14 protein-coding genes are annotated in these 18,139 nt (G+C 59.6%); 5 read left to right on the forward strand and 9 right to left on the reverse strand.

Annotation, left to right across the window (positions count from 1 at the left end):
* Nucleotides 1-32: 32 nt before the first annotated feature.
* Together ACYVG7_RS00665 and ACYVG7_RS00670 are read right to left on the reverse strand one after the other, a co-directional pair.
* Nucleotides 33-890, reverse strand: coding sequence for a DMT family transporter (locus tag ACYVG7_RS00665; protein WP_460881330.1), 858 nt, complete (start codon nt 888-890; stop codon nt 33-35).
* Nucleotides 891-1,127: 237 nt separating this feature from the next.
* Nucleotides 1,128-1,676, reverse strand: coding sequence for an NAD(P)H nitroreductase (locus ACYVG7_RS00670; RefSeq protein WP_460881331.1), 549 nt, complete (start codon nt 1,674-1,676; stop codon nt 1,128-1,130).
* A 58-nt stretch (nt 1,677-1,734) separates the two neighbouring features.
* Between ACYVG7_RS00670 and ACYVG7_RS00675 the strand changes: the two genes are divergently transcribed.
* Nucleotides 1,735-1,950, forward strand: a complete 216-nt coding sequence (locus ACYVG7_RS00675; RefSeq protein WP_460881332.1) for a hypothetical protein — start codon at nt 1,735-1,737, stop codon at nt 1,948-1,950.
* 4 nt (nt 1,951-1,954) lie between these two features.
* Here the strand turns inward: ACYVG7_RS00675 and ACYVG7_RS00680 are convergent, their stop codons facing one another.
* Nucleotides 1,955-3,967 (reverse strand): oxidoreductase, encoded by a 2,013-nt coding sequence (locus ACYVG7_RS00680; RefSeq protein WP_460881333.1) that lies wholly within the window; start codon nt 3,965-3,967, stop codon nt 1,955-1,957.
* 156 nt (nt 3,968-4,123) lie between these two features.
* On the opposite strand from ACYVG7_RS00680, the gene sppA reads away from it, so the two are divergent.
* Nucleotides 4,124-5,965 carry a signal peptide peptidase SppA gene (gene sppA, locus ACYVG7_RS00685; protein ID WP_460881334.1) on the forward strand — a complete coding sequence of 614 codons (1,842 nt, stop codon included), beginning with the start codon at nt 4,124-4,126 and terminating at the stop codon, nt 5,963-5,965.
* Nucleotides 5,966-6,072: 107 nt separating this feature from the next.
* Nucleotides 6,073-7,083, forward strand: coding sequence for an asparaginase (gene ansA / locus ACYVG7_RS00690; protein WP_460881335.1), 1,011 nt, complete (start codon nt 6,073-6,075; stop codon nt 7,081-7,083).
* Between the two features lie 138 nt (nt 7,084-7,221).
* On the opposite strand, the gene ACYVG7_RS00695 is transcribed toward ansA, so the two are convergent.
* From ACYVG7_RS00695 to ACYVG7_RS00720, 6 genes are all read right to left on the reverse strand, one after another.
* Nucleotides 7,222-8,190, reverse strand: a complete 969-nt coding sequence (locus tag ACYVG7_RS00695; protein WP_460881336.1) for a PstS family phosphate ABC transporter substrate-binding protein — start codon at nt 8,188-8,190, stop codon at nt 7,222-7,224.
* 200 nt (nt 8,191-8,390) lie between these two features.
* Nucleotides 8,391-9,686, reverse strand: coding sequence for a phosphate regulon sensor histidine kinase PhoR (gene phoR / locus ACYVG7_RS00700; RefSeq protein ID WP_460881337.1), 1,296 nt, complete (start codon nt 9,684-9,686; stop codon nt 8,391-8,393).
* A 21-nt stretch (nt 9,687-9,707) separates the two neighbouring features.
* Nucleotides 9,708-10,397, reverse strand: coding sequence for a phosphate regulon transcriptional regulator PhoB (gene phoB, locus ACYVG7_RS00705; protein WP_460881338.1), 690 nt, complete (start codon nt 10,395-10,397; stop codon nt 9,708-9,710).
* A gap of 129 nt (nt 10,398-10,526) precedes the next feature.
* Nucleotides 10,527-14,345 (reverse strand): AAA family ATPase, encoded by a 3,819-nt coding sequence (locus ACYVG7_RS00710; protein ID WP_460881339.1) that lies wholly within the window; start codon nt 14,343-14,345, stop codon nt 10,527-10,529.
* Entirely contained in the window at nt 14,342-15,646 is a 1,305-nt protein-coding gene (locus ACYVG7_RS00715) for an exonuclease SbcCD subunit D (RefSeq protein ID WP_460881340.1), read from the reverse strand. Before ACYVG7_RS00715 ends, ACYVG7_RS00710 begins: the two co-directional genes overlap by 4 nt.
* A gap of 393 nt (nt 15,647-16,039) precedes the next feature.
* The gene (locus tag ACYVG7_RS00720) at nt 16,040-16,540 is read right to left on the reverse strand and encodes a GNAT family N-acetyltransferase (protein WP_460881341.1); all 501 of its coding nucleotides are present in this window, start codon (nt 16,538-16,540) and stop codon (nt 16,040-16,042) included.
* A gap of 155 nt (nt 16,541-16,695) precedes the next feature.
* Here ACYVG7_RS00720 and rdgC point away from each other — a divergent pair, with 155 nt between their 5' ends.
* Together rdgC and ACYVG7_RS00730 are read left to right on the forward strand one after the other, a co-directional pair.
* Complete coding sequence (gene rdgC, locus ACYVG7_RS00725) at nt 16,696-17,604, forward strand: recombination-associated protein RdgC (RefSeq protein WP_460881342.1); 909 nt, start codon at nt 16,696-16,698, stop codon at nt 17,602-17,604.
* 174 nt (nt 17,605-17,778) lie between these two features.
* Nucleotides 17,779-18,036, forward strand: coding sequence for a type II toxin-antitoxin system Phd/YefM family antitoxin (locus ACYVG7_RS00730; protein ID WP_460881343.1), 258 nt, complete (start codon nt 17,779-17,781; stop codon nt 18,034-18,036).
* Nucleotides 18,037-18,139 lie beyond the last annotated feature (103 nt).

Consider the following 18,139-nt stretch of genomic DNA (forward strand, 5'->3'; position numbering starts at 1 on the left):
ACTGATACGTTAAGCCAGGGAGCGATCGGCGTTCAACCAGGGAGCGATTGGCGTTCAAACAGATAGCTCATGGTCGCCAGCAAACCCAACGCAATAGCAATCAGCGCGACCCCGACCCACTCCGCCAACGACGGCACATCCCCCAGTTGCAACCAGGCGCAGATCAGGGCCACCGCCGGGATCGCCAGCGCATTCAGACCTGCGGTTCCAGCCGCCAGACGCGACAGCAGGTGTAGCCAGACCAGCCAGCCCAACCCAGCGGCAATGCAGCCGTTAAAGATCAGGATCAACCAGAAGGTCGGATGCCACTGCACCGCCGGTTGTGGCCATAACCAGGACAACGCATACAAGGGCAGCAGTCCGAACAGCAGTTGCCAGAAGGTCAGATCCAGGGTTTCAATCTGGTGCTGCTCCCGCAGTCGCTTGGCAATGATGGCCGAAATAGCCCAACAGACCCCTGCCGCCAACGCCAGCAGATCCCCTTGCCAGCCGATGCTGCCTTCCCAGGGCGTCAGCACGCACATCAAGCCGACAAAAGCCAGCAACACGGCTAACCACTGCACCGGCCTTAGGTGCTCGCGTAAGAAGAAACGTGCCAGCAGCAGCGTCCAAAATGGCATGGTGTAACACAAGATAGTGACTTTGCCGGTTCCTGCATTCAGCAGCGCCAGGGTCGAAAGCAGAGTAAATCCTGTGGTCTGGGTCAGCCCGAGCCAGAAGGTGGGCCACAGTGGCGGCAAGCTGAAACGGCCACGCCGCCACAATAGCAAGCCCCCCAGCGTCAGCAGCGCCAGGGTCAGACGATATTCGGCCATCTGCAGGGGCGACGCATATTCCAGCCCCAGCTTGCTGGCAACCCAGCTATAGCCCCAAACGAGCCAAAGACCCATCAGGAGTGCCATATCCACGAGCGATTGTCTGCTGCTCATCACCATGAGGACCCTACACATAAACTGGCTGCCAACATGCCCGTTTCAGGGGGCTGGATCAAGCGACAAACCGCATAACCTAGAGTGTTAGGTTATAAAAAACTCACCTGTTTATAACATGCAGCGGTAAAACACGCCGTACTCAAGCGGGGGGCAAGCCGGGAACTCCGCGTCAGTATGGTCAGGTCGATGCAATCTCTACAGCGAACGGACAAACGACTCCAGGGCCAGAGGGCGTAACCGTTTGGGCTCCGCAGCCGGAGTTCCCAGATAGAGAAAACCGACGATCTGATCCTGCTCACCAAGCCCCAGACGCTCATGCAGACCGCGATCAAACATCAAGCCACCGGAGCGCCAGATGCCCCCAAACCCTTGGGCTTGTGCCGCCATCTGCATCGCCATCACGGCGCAACCGGCCGAGAGCTCCTGCTCCAGTCGGGGCACCTTGTCGTGAGGCTGGACCCGCGCCACCACAGTAATCACCAGAGGCGCACGCTGTGGGGCCTGACGCGCCTTGGCGACAGCCTCATCCGACTCGCCCAAGGTCTGTGCGGACAACGCCAATTGTTCTCCCAATCGGGAGAGCCCTTCGCCTTGCGCCAGCAAAAATAGCCAGGGCGTCAACCCGCCATGATCCGGAGATCGTAAACCGGCCTGCAAAATACGCTCTAGCGCCTCGCCCTCTGGGGCCGGGGCCTGCAGTTGCGCCACCGAGTTACGCTGCAATAATAATGTTAATGCATCCATGATGATCCTCGTACCCAGTCAGAAAGCCCCGGTGCAGGGCAGTAACGGAGCAGTATCCATGAAAAATAAAACCCAGCAACCATCGACCGATCCGGCGACTCAAGCCTCCGCACTGCCGACGCTGGAAAGTGAACGACAAGCCCGCTTACAGCTGCAACAACTCTTTTCACAGCAGCCGGAGTTGTGTCTTCAGGTGATCCGCCGCTGGCTAGGAACCAACGCGTCGGCAGAGTCTTCGACATCAACCCGCCAGGTGAGCAACCGCCCGCGTTAAGAAATTACAGCCGCATCGCCAATTCCAGAGCGTCGAGGATGGCCTGTCGAGCATCCAGCCCGATCGCGGTTCGCGCGCCGCCGATCCTGTGTACCGGACGACCAGACAACGCCAGCAAGGTGGCGAGTTCATCGCAAGGTTGCTGGCCTGTGCAGACGATGATCTGATCCGCAGGCAGTATCTTGCGCTCACCCTTGTGCAAGATATGCAGCCCGGCGTCATCCACCTGCAGATATTGCACCTCACTCCATTGGTGTACCCCTGCCCGCTGTAATTGCAGACGCTGGATCCAGCCCGTGGTGTGCCCTAGGCCCTGGCCGAGTTTCCCGGCCTTGCGTTGCAGCAACCAGAGGGTATGGGGTGACGCTGGCCATTCCATCGACAACAGGGCTCCCGGCTCCCGTCCCGAGGTATCAATCCCCCATTGCGCCAACCAGGCTTCCTGGGAGAGAGCGTGGGGTTGCAGTAGATAATGGGCGACGTCAAAGCCGATACCACCCGCGCCCATGATGGCGATGCGTTTCCCCAGAGTCGGAGCCTCACGTAGCAACTGCTGATAGGTCAATACTTTGGAGTGATCCATGCCCGGAATGTCCGGCATGCGCGGGGTAACGCCGGTCGCCACCACGTATTCATCGACCGGTAGACTCAACAGGGCGTGGCCGTCCTGGACCTGCCCCAGCACCAGTTTGACCTGCAACTCCTGCAAGCGCCCGGTGAAGTAGCGGATCGTCTCGGCAAACTCGGCTTTGCCCGGGATCTGGCAGGCCAGCTGAAACTGGCCCCCCAGCTCGGGTAACTGTTCATACAGGCTCACGGTATGTCCCCGCTCGGCGGCGTAAACGGCAAACGCCATCCCCGCCGGGCCGCCCCCAATCACCGCCAGGCGTTTGGCGGTCGATACCGCAGGCAGCACGCGGAGGGTTTCATGACACGCTTGGGGGTTGACTAGGCAACTGGCGACCTCCCCGATAAAGACTCGGTCCAGACAAGCCTGATTACAGGCGATGCAGGTATTGATCCGGCTGGACTCACCTCGTGCCGCTTTACTGGCAAATTCGGCATCGGCCAGCAAGGGACGCGCCAGAGCCACCAGATCGGCCTCCCCGCGCGCCAGAATGGACTCGGCCAGTTCCGGAGAGTTGATCCGGTTACAGGCGATCAGCGGGATGCTGAGTTGGGCACGCAGCAGACCGGTCACCCAGCTGAATCCCGCCTTGGGGACCAGACTGGCGATGGTCGGTATTCGAGATTCATGCCACCCGATCCCGGAATTGATCAGCGTGACACCTGCGGCCTGAACCGCTTGCCCAATCTGCACCACCTCCTCCAGCGTCGCCCCCTGCGCCACCAAATCCAGCATCGACAGACGGTATATCAGAATGAAGTCCTTACCCACCGCCAGGCGAATGGCTCGGATAATGGCCTCAATCAGCCGCAGCCGGTTAGCAAGCTCGCCGCCCCATTCATCCTGGCGCTGGTTGGTGTGCAGGCATAAAAACTGATTCAGTAAATATCCTTCCGAGCCCATCAGCTCGATACCGTCATAGCCGGCCTCACGGGCCAGACTCGCCGAGTGAGCAAAATCAGCAATCAGCTGTTGTATCTGTCCACGGGTCAGCGCATGGGGGGTATAAGGGGAAATCGGGGCTTTGAGCGCCGACGGCGCCACACACAAGGGGTGGTTGGCATACCGCCCGGCATGGAGCAGTTGCAACACCAGCTTGCCTTCCGCCTCATGGACGGCACGGGTCAACACCCGGTGTGGCTTCAGATGTCGGGAGGAGCTGATCTCTTCGCCGTCCAGCTGCAGACGGCCGCGAAAATTGGGGGAGGTACCGCCGGTGATGATCAGCGCGACATCCTGCTCGGCTCGCAGCCGGTAGAAGGCGGCCAGACGCTCGACGCCATGGGACTGCGCCAGCAGACCGGTATGCATGGCACCCATCAGCAAGCGATTCTTCAGTTGGGTAAAGCCAAGATCCAACGGAGCAAACAGATGAGGGAAATGAAACATAATGGCTCCGAATTAGATCCTGTAGCCCCATGAGGATAGGAGGCTCCCACCGTAACCGCAAAACAGCAGGTCTCAATCGTGGTCACGATCGCATCCTTGGTATTTTCAACCCAGGCCGCCATAATGGGGCTCTTACTGTTCCGGAGAAAGATACGAATGGCTACCCTTTTTCGTCCCTTCAAATGGTTGCTGCAGACCATCTGGCGGCTGTTGAATTTTACCCGCCAATTGGTGATTAACCTCTTCTTTCTGGCGTTCATCTTGGTGGTCATAGTGGCCTTGAGCCAGGACGAACAAGACAAATTGCAACTCAAGGAAGGAGCCCTGGTCCTGAATCTGACCGGACAGTTGGTGGAGCAAAGCAGCGTCAGCGATCCCTCCAGCCAATTGCTGAAAAAATGGCTGGTCGGTGATGAAAAACCGACCGAGACCCTGGTCAGTGATGTGGTCTATGCCATCGAGCAGGCCGCTCAAGATCCGAAAATCAAAGGCATAGTGCTGCAACTGCAAGATCTGGAGGCCAGTAATCTCAGTAAATTAGCCCCGATCAACCACGCACTGGATCACTTCCGCCGCAGTGGTAAACCGGTGATGGCCAGTGGTGACTACTTCGTGCAACACCAGTACCTATTGGCCGCCCATGCCGACCAGATCTTGCTGGATCCGGCCGGTGCCGTGATGCTGCAGGGGTTGGGGCTCTACAACTTCTACTACAAATCGGCGCTGGAAAAATTCAACATCACCCCCCATGTGTTCCGCGTCGGGACCTATAAATCCTTCGTCGAACCCTACACTCGGGATGATATGTCCCCCGAGGCCCGTGAAGCCAATAGCCGCTGGTTGGGACAATTGTGGCAGGCCTATGTCCAAGATGCGGCCACCGCACGCAAGATCACGGCCGATGCCATCTCCCCCAGCAAGGAGCAGCTGCTCAGTCGCCTGAAGGCCGCCAACGGTAATGCCGCTGAGTATGCCTTGGCACAGAAACTGGTCGATAAACTGGCCACCCAGGACGAGCGCACCCAGGTGATCGCCAAGTTTGCCGGTACCGCCGATGATGAAATTGGCTATCGGCATGTCAGCCTGAACGACTACCTGCGCACCCTGCCGGAACAATACCCGGATCAGGATAAGCCCAAGATCGGCCTGATTGTCGCCGCTGGCGCCATCCAGAATGGCGAGCAGACCCCCGGCAGCATTGGCGGCGAAACCCTGACCCGCCTGCTGCGCGCCGTGGCCAAGGACCCATCCATCAAGGCGCTGGTATTGCGCATCGATAGCCCTGGCGGTAGCGCCTTTGCCGCCGAGCAGATCCGGGCTGAATTGCAGGCCGTCAAGGCTGCAGGCAAACCGGTGGTGGTCTCCATGGGCAGCATGGCGGCCTCGGGCGGCTATTGGATTGCCGCCGATGCCAACCGGATCCTGGCCGAGCCCACAACGCTCACCGGCTCGATTGGCGTGTTTGGTCTCTTCGCCTCCTTCGACAAGGCGCTGGAGTATGTGGGCGTGCATACCGATGGCCTTGCCACCACAGATTTTGCCGGTATTGACCCCAGCCGTCCCCTGCCGGATCACGTCAAGCAAGTCATCCAGATGAACGTCGAGAACACCTATCAGCGCTTCATCGAATTGGTTGCCAAAGGCCGCAAGATGAGCCCGCAGGCGGTCGATAAGATCGCCCAGGGCCGGGTCTGGACCGGCGCCGATGCCAAGGAGCTGGGATTGGTGGATGAACTAGGCTCCCAACGCGAAGCGTTCGCGGCGGCCGCCAAGTTGGCCAAGCTGAAGTCCTATCAGATTGAGCGGGTCGAGCCGGAGCTCTCCGCCTCCGAGCAGCTGATGCAGCGTCTGTTTGCCAAGACGGCGATGGTATTGGCGCCTGAGGCCTTACAGCAGATCACCGCCCTGCTGGGCCGCAGCCAGCAGGTGCTGGCCCCGCTGAGTCGACTGGATGACCCTCAAGGCCAGTATGTGTTGAGTCCTGTGGTCGCCCCTTAACACCAGCCGGTGCACGATTGACCCACCACAAAACCCCGGAGCATTCCGGGGTTTTGTTTTATCGGCAGCCGCATATAATTCAGCTTTGCTCCCCCTCGGACTCCTCTATGAAGAAGAAAATTTATATCGCCTATACCGGTGGTACCATCGGCATGCAGCGCTCGGAGCAAGGATATATACCGCAGCCCGGTTTCATGGAGGACTGTCTGGCCGGAATGCCGGAGTTTCATCGTGCCGAGATGCCGGCCTACCATATCCATGAATATGCCCCACTCATCGACTCCTCGGATATGACCCCGGCGGACTGGCAACGCATCGCCGAGGATATTCGCGACCATTACGAGGCTTATGATGGCTTCGTGGTACTGCACGGTACCGACACCATGTCGTTTACCGCCTCGGCGCTCTCCTTCATGCTCGAGGGACTGGAAAAGCCGGTGATCATCACCGGCTCCCAGATCCCGTTGGCCGAATTGCGATCCGATGGTCAGCAAAATCTGCTCAACGCGCTGTTTTTGGCGGCCAATTACCCGATCCATGAAGTGACCCTGTTCTTCAACAACCAGTTGTTTCGTGGCAACCGCAGCACCAAGGTGCACGCCGATGGCTTCCATGCCTTCGATTCCCCGGATTTTCCGCCGTTGCTGGAAGCCGGTATCCATATTCAACTGGTCGCCGGACAATTAGGGAAAACCCAGGGTCAACCGCTGGCCTTGCATCCGATCCAGCCCCAGCCCATCGGCGTCGTCACCCTGTATCCAGGGATCTCGTTCGAGGTCATCGGCAACCTGCTGCAACAGCCGGTCAAGGCCCTGATCCTGCTTACCTACGGGGTTGGCAATGCACCACAAGATGAGCGGCTGCTGAGTCAATTGCGCACCGCATCGCAACGGGGTGTCATCATCGTCAATCTGAGCCAGTGTCTGCGCGGCAAGGTCAATATGGGCGGCTATGCCACCGGCAATGCCCTGGCCGAAGCGGGCGTGATTTCCGGCTTTGATATGACCACAGAGGCGACCCTGACCAAGTTGCATTTTTTGTTGAGCCAAGGCTATGACGCCGCCAGGATCCGCGAGCTGATGCAGCAAGACTTACGAGGCGAACTGAGCGCCGACTAGTCGGCCTCTTCCCGCCTTGCCCCCGTAATCCGCACGGATAAAGCCCGTCCAACCAAGTTTTTCGTCGACGGAATAGAAACAACACAGGGAGGCTTTCGCCTCCCTGTGTTGTTGTGTTGTCCCAGCAAGCGCTCGCGCTTATTTGGCCAACAGCTCCAGATCTTTCTTCACCACGGCGGCTGGCAACGGAATGTAACCATCCTTCTCGACGATTTCCTGACCGCTCTTGGAGAGCACCATCTTCAGGAATTCCAGCTGCATCGGATCCAGCGGCTTGTTCGGCTGTTTGTTCACATAGACGTACAAGTAGCGGGACAACGGGTAGGCGCCGCTGATGGCATTGTCATGGGTCGGCTCGATAAAGGTCTTGCCGCCATCCTTGGACAGGGGCAAACCACGCACGCCAGAGGTGACATAACCGATACCGGAGTAACCGATACTGTTCAGCGAGGCGGAAACAGACTGCACCACAGAGGCGGAGCCAGGTTGCTCACTGACGGTATTCTTGAAGTCGCCCTTACACAGCGCGTGCTCCTTGAAGTAACCGTAGGTACCAGACACCGAGTTACGACCGAACAGCTGAATGTCCTTGGACTCCCAGTCACCGGTCAGGCCCAGGTCACCCCAGGTGTTGACGTTAATAGAACCACCGCACTTCATGGTGCTGGAGAACACGGTATCCAGTTGCAGCATGGTCAGACCCTTGATGGGGTTATCCTTGTGCACGAATACGGCCAGGGCATCGATGGCCACCGGGATTGCGGTCGGCTTGTAGCCATAACGCTTTTCAAAGGCTTCGATTTCGCCCTCTTTCATCTTGCGGCTCATCGGGCCGAGCTGAGAGGTACCTTCGGTCAAGGCAGGAGGAGCAGTGGAAGAGCCTGCGGCCTGGATCTGAACGTTGACGTTCGGATAGACGCGCTTAAATTCTTCAGCCCACAGCGTCATCATGTTGGCCAGGGTATCGGAACCCACTGAAGAGAGGTTGCCAGAGACGCCAGAAACCTTTTCGTAGTCGTGCAGCTCTGCATCAACTGCAGCCCAGCTGTTGGCTGACAGCACACCGGCAGCAAAACCAATAACACTAACCAGCTTGTTGAATTTCATCCACTTTCTCCACTAGAACGGAATGTCCTTGTTTGACGTGAGCAAGTATTGCCTGCTGACGTGACAAATTTAATAACCTTAGATGACAGTTGTGTGACAGTCAGGCCGATTTTTAACGAATAAAAAACGGTGGTTTTGCAACCACCGTTGTTGTCTTTATTCCTGTGCAACCGGCCAGCAAACCCGGCGATAGCAAGCGCCTACTTGGCAATCAGGCGCGCCGGGATCTCGAAGCTGAAACGACTGCCCTGCCCGAGCTCACTCTCCACCTCCAGGTGGGTGTCATGGTGACTCAAAGCATGTTTGACGATGGCTAGCCCCAGCCCGGCACCGCCAGTCTGGCGCGAGCGGGCCCGATCGACGCGATAAAAGCGCTCGGTCAATTTCCCCAGATGCTCCTTGGCAATCCCCTCGCCCTGATCGGTGACCGCAAATTCAGCCCGCCCCCCCTCTTTATGCCACTCCACCAGAATGCGCTTGCCCGGAGGCGTGTACTTGATGGCGTTGTTGACCAGGTTGGTCAGCGCGCTACGCAGCTGCTCGCCATCACCATGGATGCGCAAGTTTTTGTCGACCCGGAACTCGAACTGGTGCGCCGCATCGCCACTGAGGGCGCGGGCCTCCTGCTCCAGTAAACTGAGCATGGCTGGCACATCGACCACCCGATTGAGATCGATATCCGCCGCCGCCTCGATGCGGGAGAGCACCAGCAGTTGGTTCACTAGGGTATCCATGCGCAGGGTCTGCTCCAGCATCACCCGGTGCATCTTGCCCCACATCGCCGCCGAGGGCGCATCCTCCACCATTTCCAGATAGCCCTTGAGCACCGTCAACGGCGTGCGCAACTCGTGGGAGACATTGGCGACGAAGTTCTTGCGCATGGCATCCAGACTCTTGAGGTGGGTGATATCCCGCACCACCATCATGGACTGGTCCTCGGTATAGGGCATGATTCGGAACTCCAGGATCCGCTCTTCGTTGACCGGGGATGGCATCTCGAGCGGATCATTGAACTCCTTGCCCTTGAGATAGGCGACAAAGCTCGGGCTACGGATCAGGTTACTGATGTTCTGTCCGGCATCTTCCGGCCAGCGAAAACCCAGCAGTTGCCCGGCCAGCCGATTACACCAGACGATGCTGCCATCATTCCGGCACACCACGGCCGCATCGGGCAGCGCTTCGGCGCCTTCGCGAAAACGGCGGATCACGCTAGCCAGTTCACGACGCCGGATGCGATGACGCTGCTGCAAACGGTAGATACCGTTGAAGATATATTCCCAGGTTCCTGGGCCTTGGGGCGGCACCAAACTACGATCTTTCCATAGCCAGTCCGCCAATTTTTTCTGATAGTAATAGAGCCAAATCAGGTGCAAGACGGTGGCGGTGAGCAAGCTATAAGCCCACTGCCCCGAGATGAACCCCAACAACACAAATGGGGGGTAGATGACATACAGACTCTTTCTGATGAGTCGGCCCCAGGAATAGGGTTCGAGCATGGTATTCCTTAAGTGACAGATTTACAGACGAGTTGAGAAACGATACCCGGATCCCCGCACCGTTTGAATCAACACATCATGGCCAGAATCGGCAATCGCCTTGCGCAGACGTCGAATATGCACATCGACGGTTCTGTCTTCAACGTAAACGTTGGTACCCCAGACATTATTCAGCAACTGCTCCCGGCTGTAGACCCGTTCGGGATGAGTCATGAAAAAGTGTAGCAAGCGGAACTCCGTCGGTCCCATATCCAGCGCCTGTTCATTCGCCGTGACCCGGTGCGAGACCGGATCCAGCTTCAGCCCCTGAACATCGATCACCTCCTCGGTGGAGGTCGGCATGGCCCGGCGGATCACCGCTTTGAGCCGCGCCGTCAGCTCCTTGGGAGAAAACGGTTTGGTGATGTAATCATCGGCACCGGCTTCCAGCCCGCGCACCTTGTCTTCTTCCTCGCCCCGAGCCGTCAGCATGATAATCGGGATCTGGCGGGTCAGCTCGTCCTGCTTCATCTGCTTGATAAACTGGATCCCGCTGCCACCCGGCAACATCCAGTCCAGCAGGATCAGATCCGGGAAAGGATCCACCACCTTGGCCAGCCCCTGCTCGAAATCAGCGGCCTCTATGGGTTCAAACCCCTTTTGCTCCAGGACAAAGCACAACATTTCCCGGATCGGGGTTTCGTCTTCGACAACCAATACTCTTCTTGACATGGTGTTAGCCTTTTAAGTGACGCTCCTTGTTTTCGCTAGCGGCATTATTAGAACTTTTCATGACACTTTTATGATCATCGCCGCCAATACGTAAATTCTTTGTCACATTCAGCCAGTTAGAGTGGGCTGTTAACCCGGTAACAGCACCCGACTCTCACCACCACCCAGCGCCTCGATGCGGATCTGCACGCCAATCCGCTCCACCAGCGTCTGTACATGGGAGATGACCCCGATCTGCCGACCGCTGGATTGCAGCGAATCGAGACAGGCCAGCGCGGTATCCAGACTCTCCGGATCCAGGGTCCCGAAGCCTTCATCGATAAACAGTGACTCCACCTGGGTCTCCTTGCTCGACAAGGAGGCGAGCCCCAACGCCAGGGCCAGTGACACCAGGAAGCTCTCGCCACCGGAGAGCGACTCCACGCCGCGGATCTCATCGCCCATATCCTGATCGATGGCCTGCAGCGCCAGATCGGTACCCGGAACCCGCTGCAACTGGTAACGGGGCGCCAGTTCATTGAGATGTTCGTTGGCCACCAGCAACAGTCGCTCCAGAGTCAAACTCTGGGCAAAGGTGCGGAACTTGGCCCCCGATGCCGAGCCGATGAGCTCGGCCAGGCCGCCCCAACGATCGGTTTCGAGCTGTTGTTTGGCAATCTGTGCGGCAATCTGTTGATGCTTCTGTTGCGCCTCATCGGCCTGCAGCAGCTGCCGACGCCATTCAAAAACGTCGGCCTCCAGCTGTTGATGTTGCTGTTGCACTGACTCCAGCCAACCGGGCGAAGTGCCATTCGGATTCAGAGCACCTTCCGATCCTTGCACGTCTTCCGCTCCTTGCACGCCTTCCGGCCACTGTGCCGCCACCGGCAAGGCCAACAACGCCTGCCGGGTTCGCGCTTGCTGCAGCTGCAAGGCTTGCTCCCGCTCGGCGAGCCGGGTTTGCGCCTGCTGACGCCCCTCCTCACACTGCTTGAGGCGCTGCCGCTCTTCACGGATCCACTCCACCGGAAAGCTGAGCAAGCGCTGCAGCTCATACTCGGGGATCCCTAACTGCTGCTCATGACGCAACCAGCCACGCAATGCCTCCCGGCGCTGGGCCGTGACCTGTTGCTGGCGCTGGCGCAGACTCTCCAGCATGGCCCCGGCGCTGGCTTTTTGTTCACTGCTCTGCTGGCGCTGGCGCTGGGCCTGGCTCACCGCCTCCCGCAACTGCTCCAGCTTGAGTTGCCATTCGGCCTCGACCTCGCTGACGGCACGGCCACTCAGGCACTGCTCTCGTCGCAGGCGCAGATCTCGGCGCTGTTGCTGCAGCTGATTCAGATCCCGCTCCAGCAGCTGTAATTGCTGGGTTCCGGCGTCCAGTTGCGCACTCAAGGCGGCCAGCTCCGGCTGCGCCTGCTGCTGGCTCTGCTCCAAACGCTGCCACTGCTCCTCATACTGCAGGTAGTGCTGGCACTCCTGCTGCCATAGCAGGATCGCCTGTTCGGCATCGGCCTGCTCCAGCCAGCCCCGCCACTCCGATTGTCCCAGCTGTTCATCCAGACTCTGCTCGTTGAGCAGCAGACGTTCCCCCAGATGGGTTAATTGCTGCTCCAGCCCCTGACGCAGGGTTTGCAGCTCGGTTTGCTGACGCAACAAGTCCTGCAGATGACGCTCGGCGGCCAGCGCTTGCTGCTGCAGTTGCTCCACCTGCTGACGCAAGAGCTGTTGCTGGGCCTGGATCTGGCGGCGGTGATCCCAGGACTCGCGCTGCAATTGCCAGCGCTGCTGACTCTCCTGCTGCAGTTGCACCAGCACCGCCACCAATGTCAGCCAATCGGCGTGCAGATCCGGCCAGGGCGGGAGAATGCCTTCACATCCCTCGCGCAGCGCTTCCCAACGCTGGGCCATCTGCTCGAGTTGGGCCGCGGTTTGTGCCAGCAGTTGCAGCTGGCGTTGCTCCTGCTCACCCAGCTGCTGACGTTGCACCTGGCATTGGGTCAGCGCCTGTTGCCGTTGCTCGACATGTTGTTGCAAGAATTGTTGCTGGGCCATCAGGCGCAACAGCACGCTATCGGATTGCGGTTGCTGATGGGCCCAGGGGTGACTGGTCGAGCCGCACAGCGGGCAGGACTCGCCGTCGATCAGATGATCCCGGTAATCCTGCAGGCTCTGGCTGGCATGGGCCTGCTGCAGCTCATGAGCCGACAGCGCCAGCTGCTCGCGCAAACGGCTCAACTCCGGCTGCAGCTCCTGCTCCAGGGTAGCCAGCTCCTGGCGACGCAGTGCCAGGTGGCCAGCCAGCAATTTCTGCTCCTGGTAATAGCGGGTCACCTGTCCGGTCTGTTCGGCCAACTCGCGCAGGTGGCGCGAGCGCTCCATCAACCGCTGGGCCTGGTGCAAACTCAGTTGCGCCTCTTCCAGCTCCGCCATCGGATGCTCGGCTTCCAGCTGCTGCAGTTGTTCACTGCGCAGCTGATGCTGCGCCTGGGCCTCGCTCCAGGCCAGCTCCAGCCGGGTGTGCAGTTGCTGTTTGTCCTCTTGCAGCCGCACCAGCTCGCGTAGCTCCAGACGCCACTGCTGTTGACGTCGCCGATCCTGCAGGGTTTCCCGCAGCACATTGAATAACGGCTGCCATTTGTGCGCCACCCGGCCTGTGCCCTGATGACGCTCCAGCCACTGGGTGAGCTCGGTGAGCTGGCGCACCCGCTCCTGCTGACGCAACTGCCCGGCCTCCAGGGTCAACCGCACCCCGGTGAGCTGGCGTTGCCGATCCTGTTGCTGGGGCTCCAGCTCCCGCCACTGCCGCTCTTTTTCCTGCAACAGGCCATCGAGCTCGCGGGCCTCGTTGACCTCGCTCTGGCGCAGGCGGATCTCGCTCTCCAGCTGCACCAGCTTCTGCTGCTGGAAGGCCAACTGCTGGCTCCAATGCTGATCGGCGCCACTGGCCTCTTCCATGTGCTGTTGCAGCTGGGTCATTTCCGCTTCAATGCTGCCCAGCTCAAGCAGGGTCCGCGCCAGCTCATCAAACAGCGGCCGCGCCACCTGGGCCTTTTCGATCTGAGCCAGTTGCAGCCGGGCCTCGTGGGTAGCCTGCCACTGCTGCTCCTGCTCGGCCAACGCCTGGCGGGCATCGTGCAGATGGCGCGCCAGCTCATGCTCCTGCTGTTGCTGCGCCTCATGCTGGCGCCACTGCTCCAGCCACAGCTTGAGTTGTGCCAACTGCTGCAAGCCTGCCGCCAGTTGCGCCTGCAGCGCCGCCCGGGACTCGGCATCCAGGGGCGCGGCGCCTTCGAGCTGCTCTTGCAATAATTCGAGCTTCTGTCGCTCCTGCTTGCCGCGCTCGAAGGCAGCCACCGAGAGATCGGAGTAGAGCTCGGTGCCGGTCATGCGCTCCAGCAGGGCCGAGCGCTCGTCGACGCTGGCCTTCAAGAAGGCGGCAAACTCGCCCTGGGGCAAGATCACAGCGCGGCGGAATTGCTCCCAGTTCAGACCCACCTGCTGGTCGATCACCTCTTGCACATCGCGCTTGGTGCCGGCATGGAGTTGCTGGCTGGAGAGGCACTCCAGGGAGCGCTCCTGCTTCTGATACTTGCCATCCACCCGGTTACGCGCGCGCCGCACCTGCCAGCGCGCCCGCCAGTGCTGGCCATCGGTGCCGACAAAATCGACTTCGGCATAGCCGCTGGATTTGCCACGACTCAAGATATGCCGCACATCGTTGGCCTTGAGCCGATCCGCCTCATCTTCGCGACCAATCTCGGCCTGGTTTTTGCGGTTGGCGACAAAGCGCGCCATCTGGTCATACAGCGCCAGACAGATGGCATCCAGCAGGGTGCTCTTGCCCGCGCCAGTATTGCCGGTGATGGCAAACAGCCCGCTGTGCCCCAGCACGCCCTGGGTAAAATCGATATCGAACGGCCGGGTCAGACTGGCCAGATTCTCGTCCCGTAATGCCAGAATTTTCATGATGACGACTCCTGGTATTCGTTCAGCAACTCGGCAAACGCACTCTGCAATTCAGCCGCCGGCGGCGTGGCGTAGACCCGCTGATGGCACAAAGCAAACACCTGCTCGGGGGTGAGCTCATCGAGCTGTTGCCGCGCCAGGCGATCCGCCATCGCTTCCCCCTGCCCCGCATAGTGGGTGGTAATCCGCGCCAAGCGCACCGGCTGGTCGGCCAGCGCCGCCAAAATCCGCTCCCGCAACCGTGGCTCCGGCTTCTCCAGCTTGACCCGGACTTCCAAAAACGGCCGCTGCTCGGGCGGACACGGCGTCCACGGCTGCGCCTGCAAGTGCGCCTCGACCTCGGCCAGCGGCAGCGGCTCAGGGGGCAAGCGCAGCATGGGCACCACCCGCGGTACCGGATGGCGCTGGGTAAGTGCCACACCTGTGGGGCCAACCTCCAGCTCCAGCACCTGATGGTTATAGTGGCTTTCGGCCAGGGAGAGCGGAATGGGAGAGCCGCTGTAGTGCACGAGCGGAGTTCCGCTGCCCGGAGTCAGGGCCTGGGCCAGATGCAGATGGCCGAGCGCCACATAATCCGCCCCCTGGAAGATATCCAGCGGCAGAGCGTGCTGGTTACCGCCGAGCACCTTGCGCTCGGAGAGCAAGGAGAGCTCGCCGCGGCTCAGATAGGCATGGCCCAGCGCCACAATCGGCTGTTCGGGGCTGCGTCGGGCCTCGATGGCGGCGATAACCTGGCGATAGATGGCGCGCACACCGGCAATCAAACGGTCTTCCTCAGGATGGCTCTCCGCGCTATTCGCATCAGGGCTGCCCACGTCCGAATTGCGCCCATCCGCCGGCCCATCCTCCAGCCGCAAGTCGGCACTGCGCAGATAGGGCACAGCCGCACACCAGGCCTGGATCGCCCCGGCGCGGTCTTTGAGCGGCACGATCAGCCGCTCCAGCTCCAACGCGCCCCGGGTATCCCGGGAGATGGCACCGATGAGGTGCAGCTCGAAGGCCTTGAGCAGCTCGTGGGGCGCATCCAGCTTGGAGGGGGAATCATGATTGCCGCCGATGGCGATCACATTCAGGTGCGGCACCCGCTCGCGCAGACGGGCCAGGAAGCGGTAGAAGAGTTGCCAACTGGCCGCGGCCGGATTGGCGGTATCGAAAATATCCCCGGCAATCAGCAGGCCGTCGATGCTGCGCTCCAGGATCAGATCCGTCAGCCAATCGAGAAAACAGCCCTGTTCATAGCTTCGATCGTGGCCATGCAGATGATGGCCGAGATGCCAGTCTGCGGTGTGTAACAGTCGCATAGAGAATCCGTTTGAAAAATAGAGAAAGCCCGCTTGAAAACTAGAGAGTCCGTTATGAGCAACAGAAAGCCCGCAGGAGACGTTGCAAGTCAGAAAAAAGCCGGTCTCACTTCCTAATAATTGTCAGTTAAGAGGTTCAGGAGAGACAACCTTTCTCGCCAACTCGCCATAAACCCATCCATGGGGCTCGATGGCGGCGTCCCTGCCGCCAACGGTTGGCTCAACAGGCTATCTCTCCTTCGCGCACGCAACTGGCATTGGGTCTCACACTCGGTATTGTCTACAAGATGGCGTTTCCGCCTGCGGTTATCAAGGCTTGACTCGCGAGCGGTTTCGAATAGTCGCTCCCCCACGACAAGCTGTGCTTCCCTGTCGATAGGCATCAGCGGGGATCTATGGAGCAGGCTTGCGATATTCCATCCGGTATTCGTCACAGGCGTTCAGGGGATCCCGGCATTCGCGGACGATGCGAAAGCCGTGTTGTTGATAAAAGCGGATGGCATCGCCATTGGGCACGCAGACATTGAGAAACAGATAGTCGTGATATTGCTGCCCCAACCCCAGCAGCAGACTGCCCATGCCCTGATTCTGATGCTCCGGCAGCAGATAGAGTGCCAGTAACTCATCCTCCTGGATGGCCATGAAGCCGACCACCCCGGTGTGGGTCGGCAGCGGTATCGGGCCCTTGATGGAGGCCAGATCCTCGTGCTCATCGCTGCTGCGGGCCACCACCCAGATATCGGCGCTCTGTTGCAAACGCTGACGCAGTGCCTCCTGTCGCGGCCACCAGACAGCCGCCGGCAGGTAATCGTGGGCGTGCAGGGTGGCCTGCAGCCAGATTTCCAGCAGTTGCGGCATATCTTCAGCAACGCAGCGACGGATCAACATGGTCATTCTCCTCTTCCTCCATCGAGTGTAAGAGGCCGATCGTCGACGCGAGGCGAGACTCCCGGAGGCTGTGAGCAAGCTCCGCTTTTTTCCGGCAAAATGCCGTCAAGGTCACAACTCTGGTAGACTGACGCCATTTTTCGCCGTTCCCCGAGGTCCGCATGTGGTTTAAGAACCTGCAAATCTATCGTTTCACCCGTCCGTTCGAGCTGGATGCCGACCAGCTGGAAACCATGCTGGAAACCGTGGCCTTCACTCCGTGCGGTAGTCAGGACATGAGCAAATTCGGCTGGGTCAGCCCGCTGGGCAAGCAGGCCCAGGCGCTGGTGCACGAGGCCGCAGGCCAGCTGCTGCTCTGCGCCCGTAAGGAAGAGAAGATGCTGCCCTCCACCGTGGTCAAGGATGCGCTGCAAGAGAAAGTCGAGGCCCTGGAAGCCGAGCAGGGCCGCGCCCTGAAGAAGAAGGAGAAGGAAGGGCTCAAAGACGAGATCCTGATGAACCTGCTGCCCCGCGCCTTCACCCGCCACAGCCAAACCTCGGTGTGGATCAATCCGGCCGATGGCTATCTGGTGGTCGATGCGGGCTCGGCGAAGAAGGCCGATGACGTGCTGGCGCTGTTGCGCAAGTGCATCGGCTCCCTGCCCGTGGTGCCGGTGGCCCTGAAGACGCCGCCCGAGATCACCATGACCGAGTGGCTCAATGAATCGGCCACCCCCGCCGGTTTCGAGCTGGAAGATGAGGTCGAGCTGCGCAGCGCCCTGGAGCATGGCGGCATCATCCGCGCCAAGCAGCAGGATCTGCTGAGTGAAGAGATGAAGGCCCACCTGCTGGCCGACAAGCTGGTGACCAAGCTGGCCCTCAACTGGTCCGATAGCCTGAGCTTCCTGCTGGGGGATGACCTCTCCATCAAGCGGGTGAAATTCAGTGAGGAGCTCAAGGAGCAGAACGACGACGTGCTCTCCGAAGACAAGGCCGCCCGCCTGGACGCCGACTTCGCGCTGATGACCGGCGAGTTCTCGCGCTTTATCCCCGAACTCATCGCCGCCTTAGGCGGAGAAAACCGCGACTAATCCTCGCTCGTTTTCTTGTGTCACCCTATTTCGCCGGGAGCCTGCTCCCGGCGAAATTTTTGGTGGTGAGATGATGAAAGTTATCGGTCCAATAAGTGGCCATTCAATGCGGTTATTTCGCCGCTCGGCAGCAAGTGCTACTATAGTGACACATTGCCCCCATAGGAGCCTGAGATGCGAGTTGAACTAGTGACCTCACTGAAACGGCAAGCGACTAAAATTCTGGCCGATTTGCATGAAAACAAAGAGCCCATCTTGATCACCGAGCATGGTCTCCCTTCCGCTTATCTAATTGATGTGGCGGACTATGAGCTGATGCAATTGCGGATGCAGATCCTGGAAGGCCTTGCCAAAGGTGAAACGGATATTCGAGAAGGAAGAACCTGTTCCCAGTCTGACGCCAAAGAGAAAATGCAAAAATGGCTGAAGTGATCTGGACTGAACATGCGCTCGCGGCGCTGTTCCCTTTACGTGTTGTTGACTATTTTCACCCCACCCGATAACCAGGATTTTGCACTGTTGGGCTCTTGGTTGT

Source organism: Pseudaeromonas pectinilytica (genome assembly GCF_054780855.1).

Excerpts from the sequence above, each read along its gene's own strand:
- rdgC (WP_460881342.1), top strand. The coding sequence starts at position 16,696 with ATGTGGTTTAAGAACCTGCAAATCTATCGTTTCACCCGTCCGTTCGAG.
- ACYVG7_RS00695 (WP_460881336.1), bottom strand. The coding sequence starts at position 8,190 with ATGAAATTCAACAAGCTGGTTAGTGTTATTGGTTTTGCTGCCGGTGTG.
- ansA (WP_460881335.1), top strand. The coding sequence starts at position 6,073 with ATGAAGAAGAAAATTTATATCGCCTATACCGGTGGTACCATCGGCATG.
- ACYVG7_RS00665 (WP_460881330.1), bottom strand. The coding sequence starts at position 890 with ATGGGTCTTTGGCTCGTTTGGGGCTATAGCTGGGTTGCCAGCAAGCTG.
- sppA (WP_460881334.1), top strand. The coding sequence starts at position 4,124 with ATGGCTACCCTTTTTCGTCCCTTCAAATGGTTGCTGCAGACCATCTGG.
- ACYVG7_RS00715 (WP_460881340.1), bottom strand. The coding sequence starts at position 15,646 with ATGCGACTGTTACACACCGCAGACTGGCATCTCGGCCATCATCTGCAT.
- phoR (WP_460881337.1), bottom strand. The coding sequence starts at position 9,686 with ATGCTCGAACCCTATTCCTGGGGCCGACTCATCAGAAAGAGTCTGTAT.
- ACYVG7_RS00670 (WP_460881331.1), bottom strand. The coding sequence starts at position 1,676 with ATGGATGCATTAACATTATTATTGCAGCGTAACTCGGTGGCGCAACTG.
- ACYVG7_RS00720 (WP_460881341.1), bottom strand. The coding sequence starts at position 16,540 with ATGACCATGTTGATCCGTCGCTGCGTTGCTGAAGATATGCCGCAACTG.
- ACYVG7_RS00730 (WP_460881343.1), top strand. The coding sequence starts at position 17,779 with ATGCGAGTTGAACTAGTGACCTCACTGAAACGGCAAGCGACTAAAATT.
- ACYVG7_RS00680 (WP_460881333.1), bottom strand. The coding sequence starts at position 3,967 with ATGTTTCATTTCCCTCATCTGTTTGCTCCGTTGGATCTTGGCTTTACC.
- ACYVG7_RS00675 (WP_460881332.1), top strand. The coding sequence starts at position 1,735 with ATGAAAAATAAAACCCAGCAACCATCGACCGATCCGGCGACTCAAGCC.
- ACYVG7_RS00710 (WP_460881339.1), bottom strand. The coding sequence starts at position 14,345 with ATGAAAATTCTGGCATTACGGGACGAGAATCTGGCCAGTCTGACCCGG.
- phoB (WP_460881338.1), bottom strand. The coding sequence starts at position 10,397 with ATGTCAAGAAGAGTATTGGTTGTCGAAGACGAAACCCCGATCCGGGAA.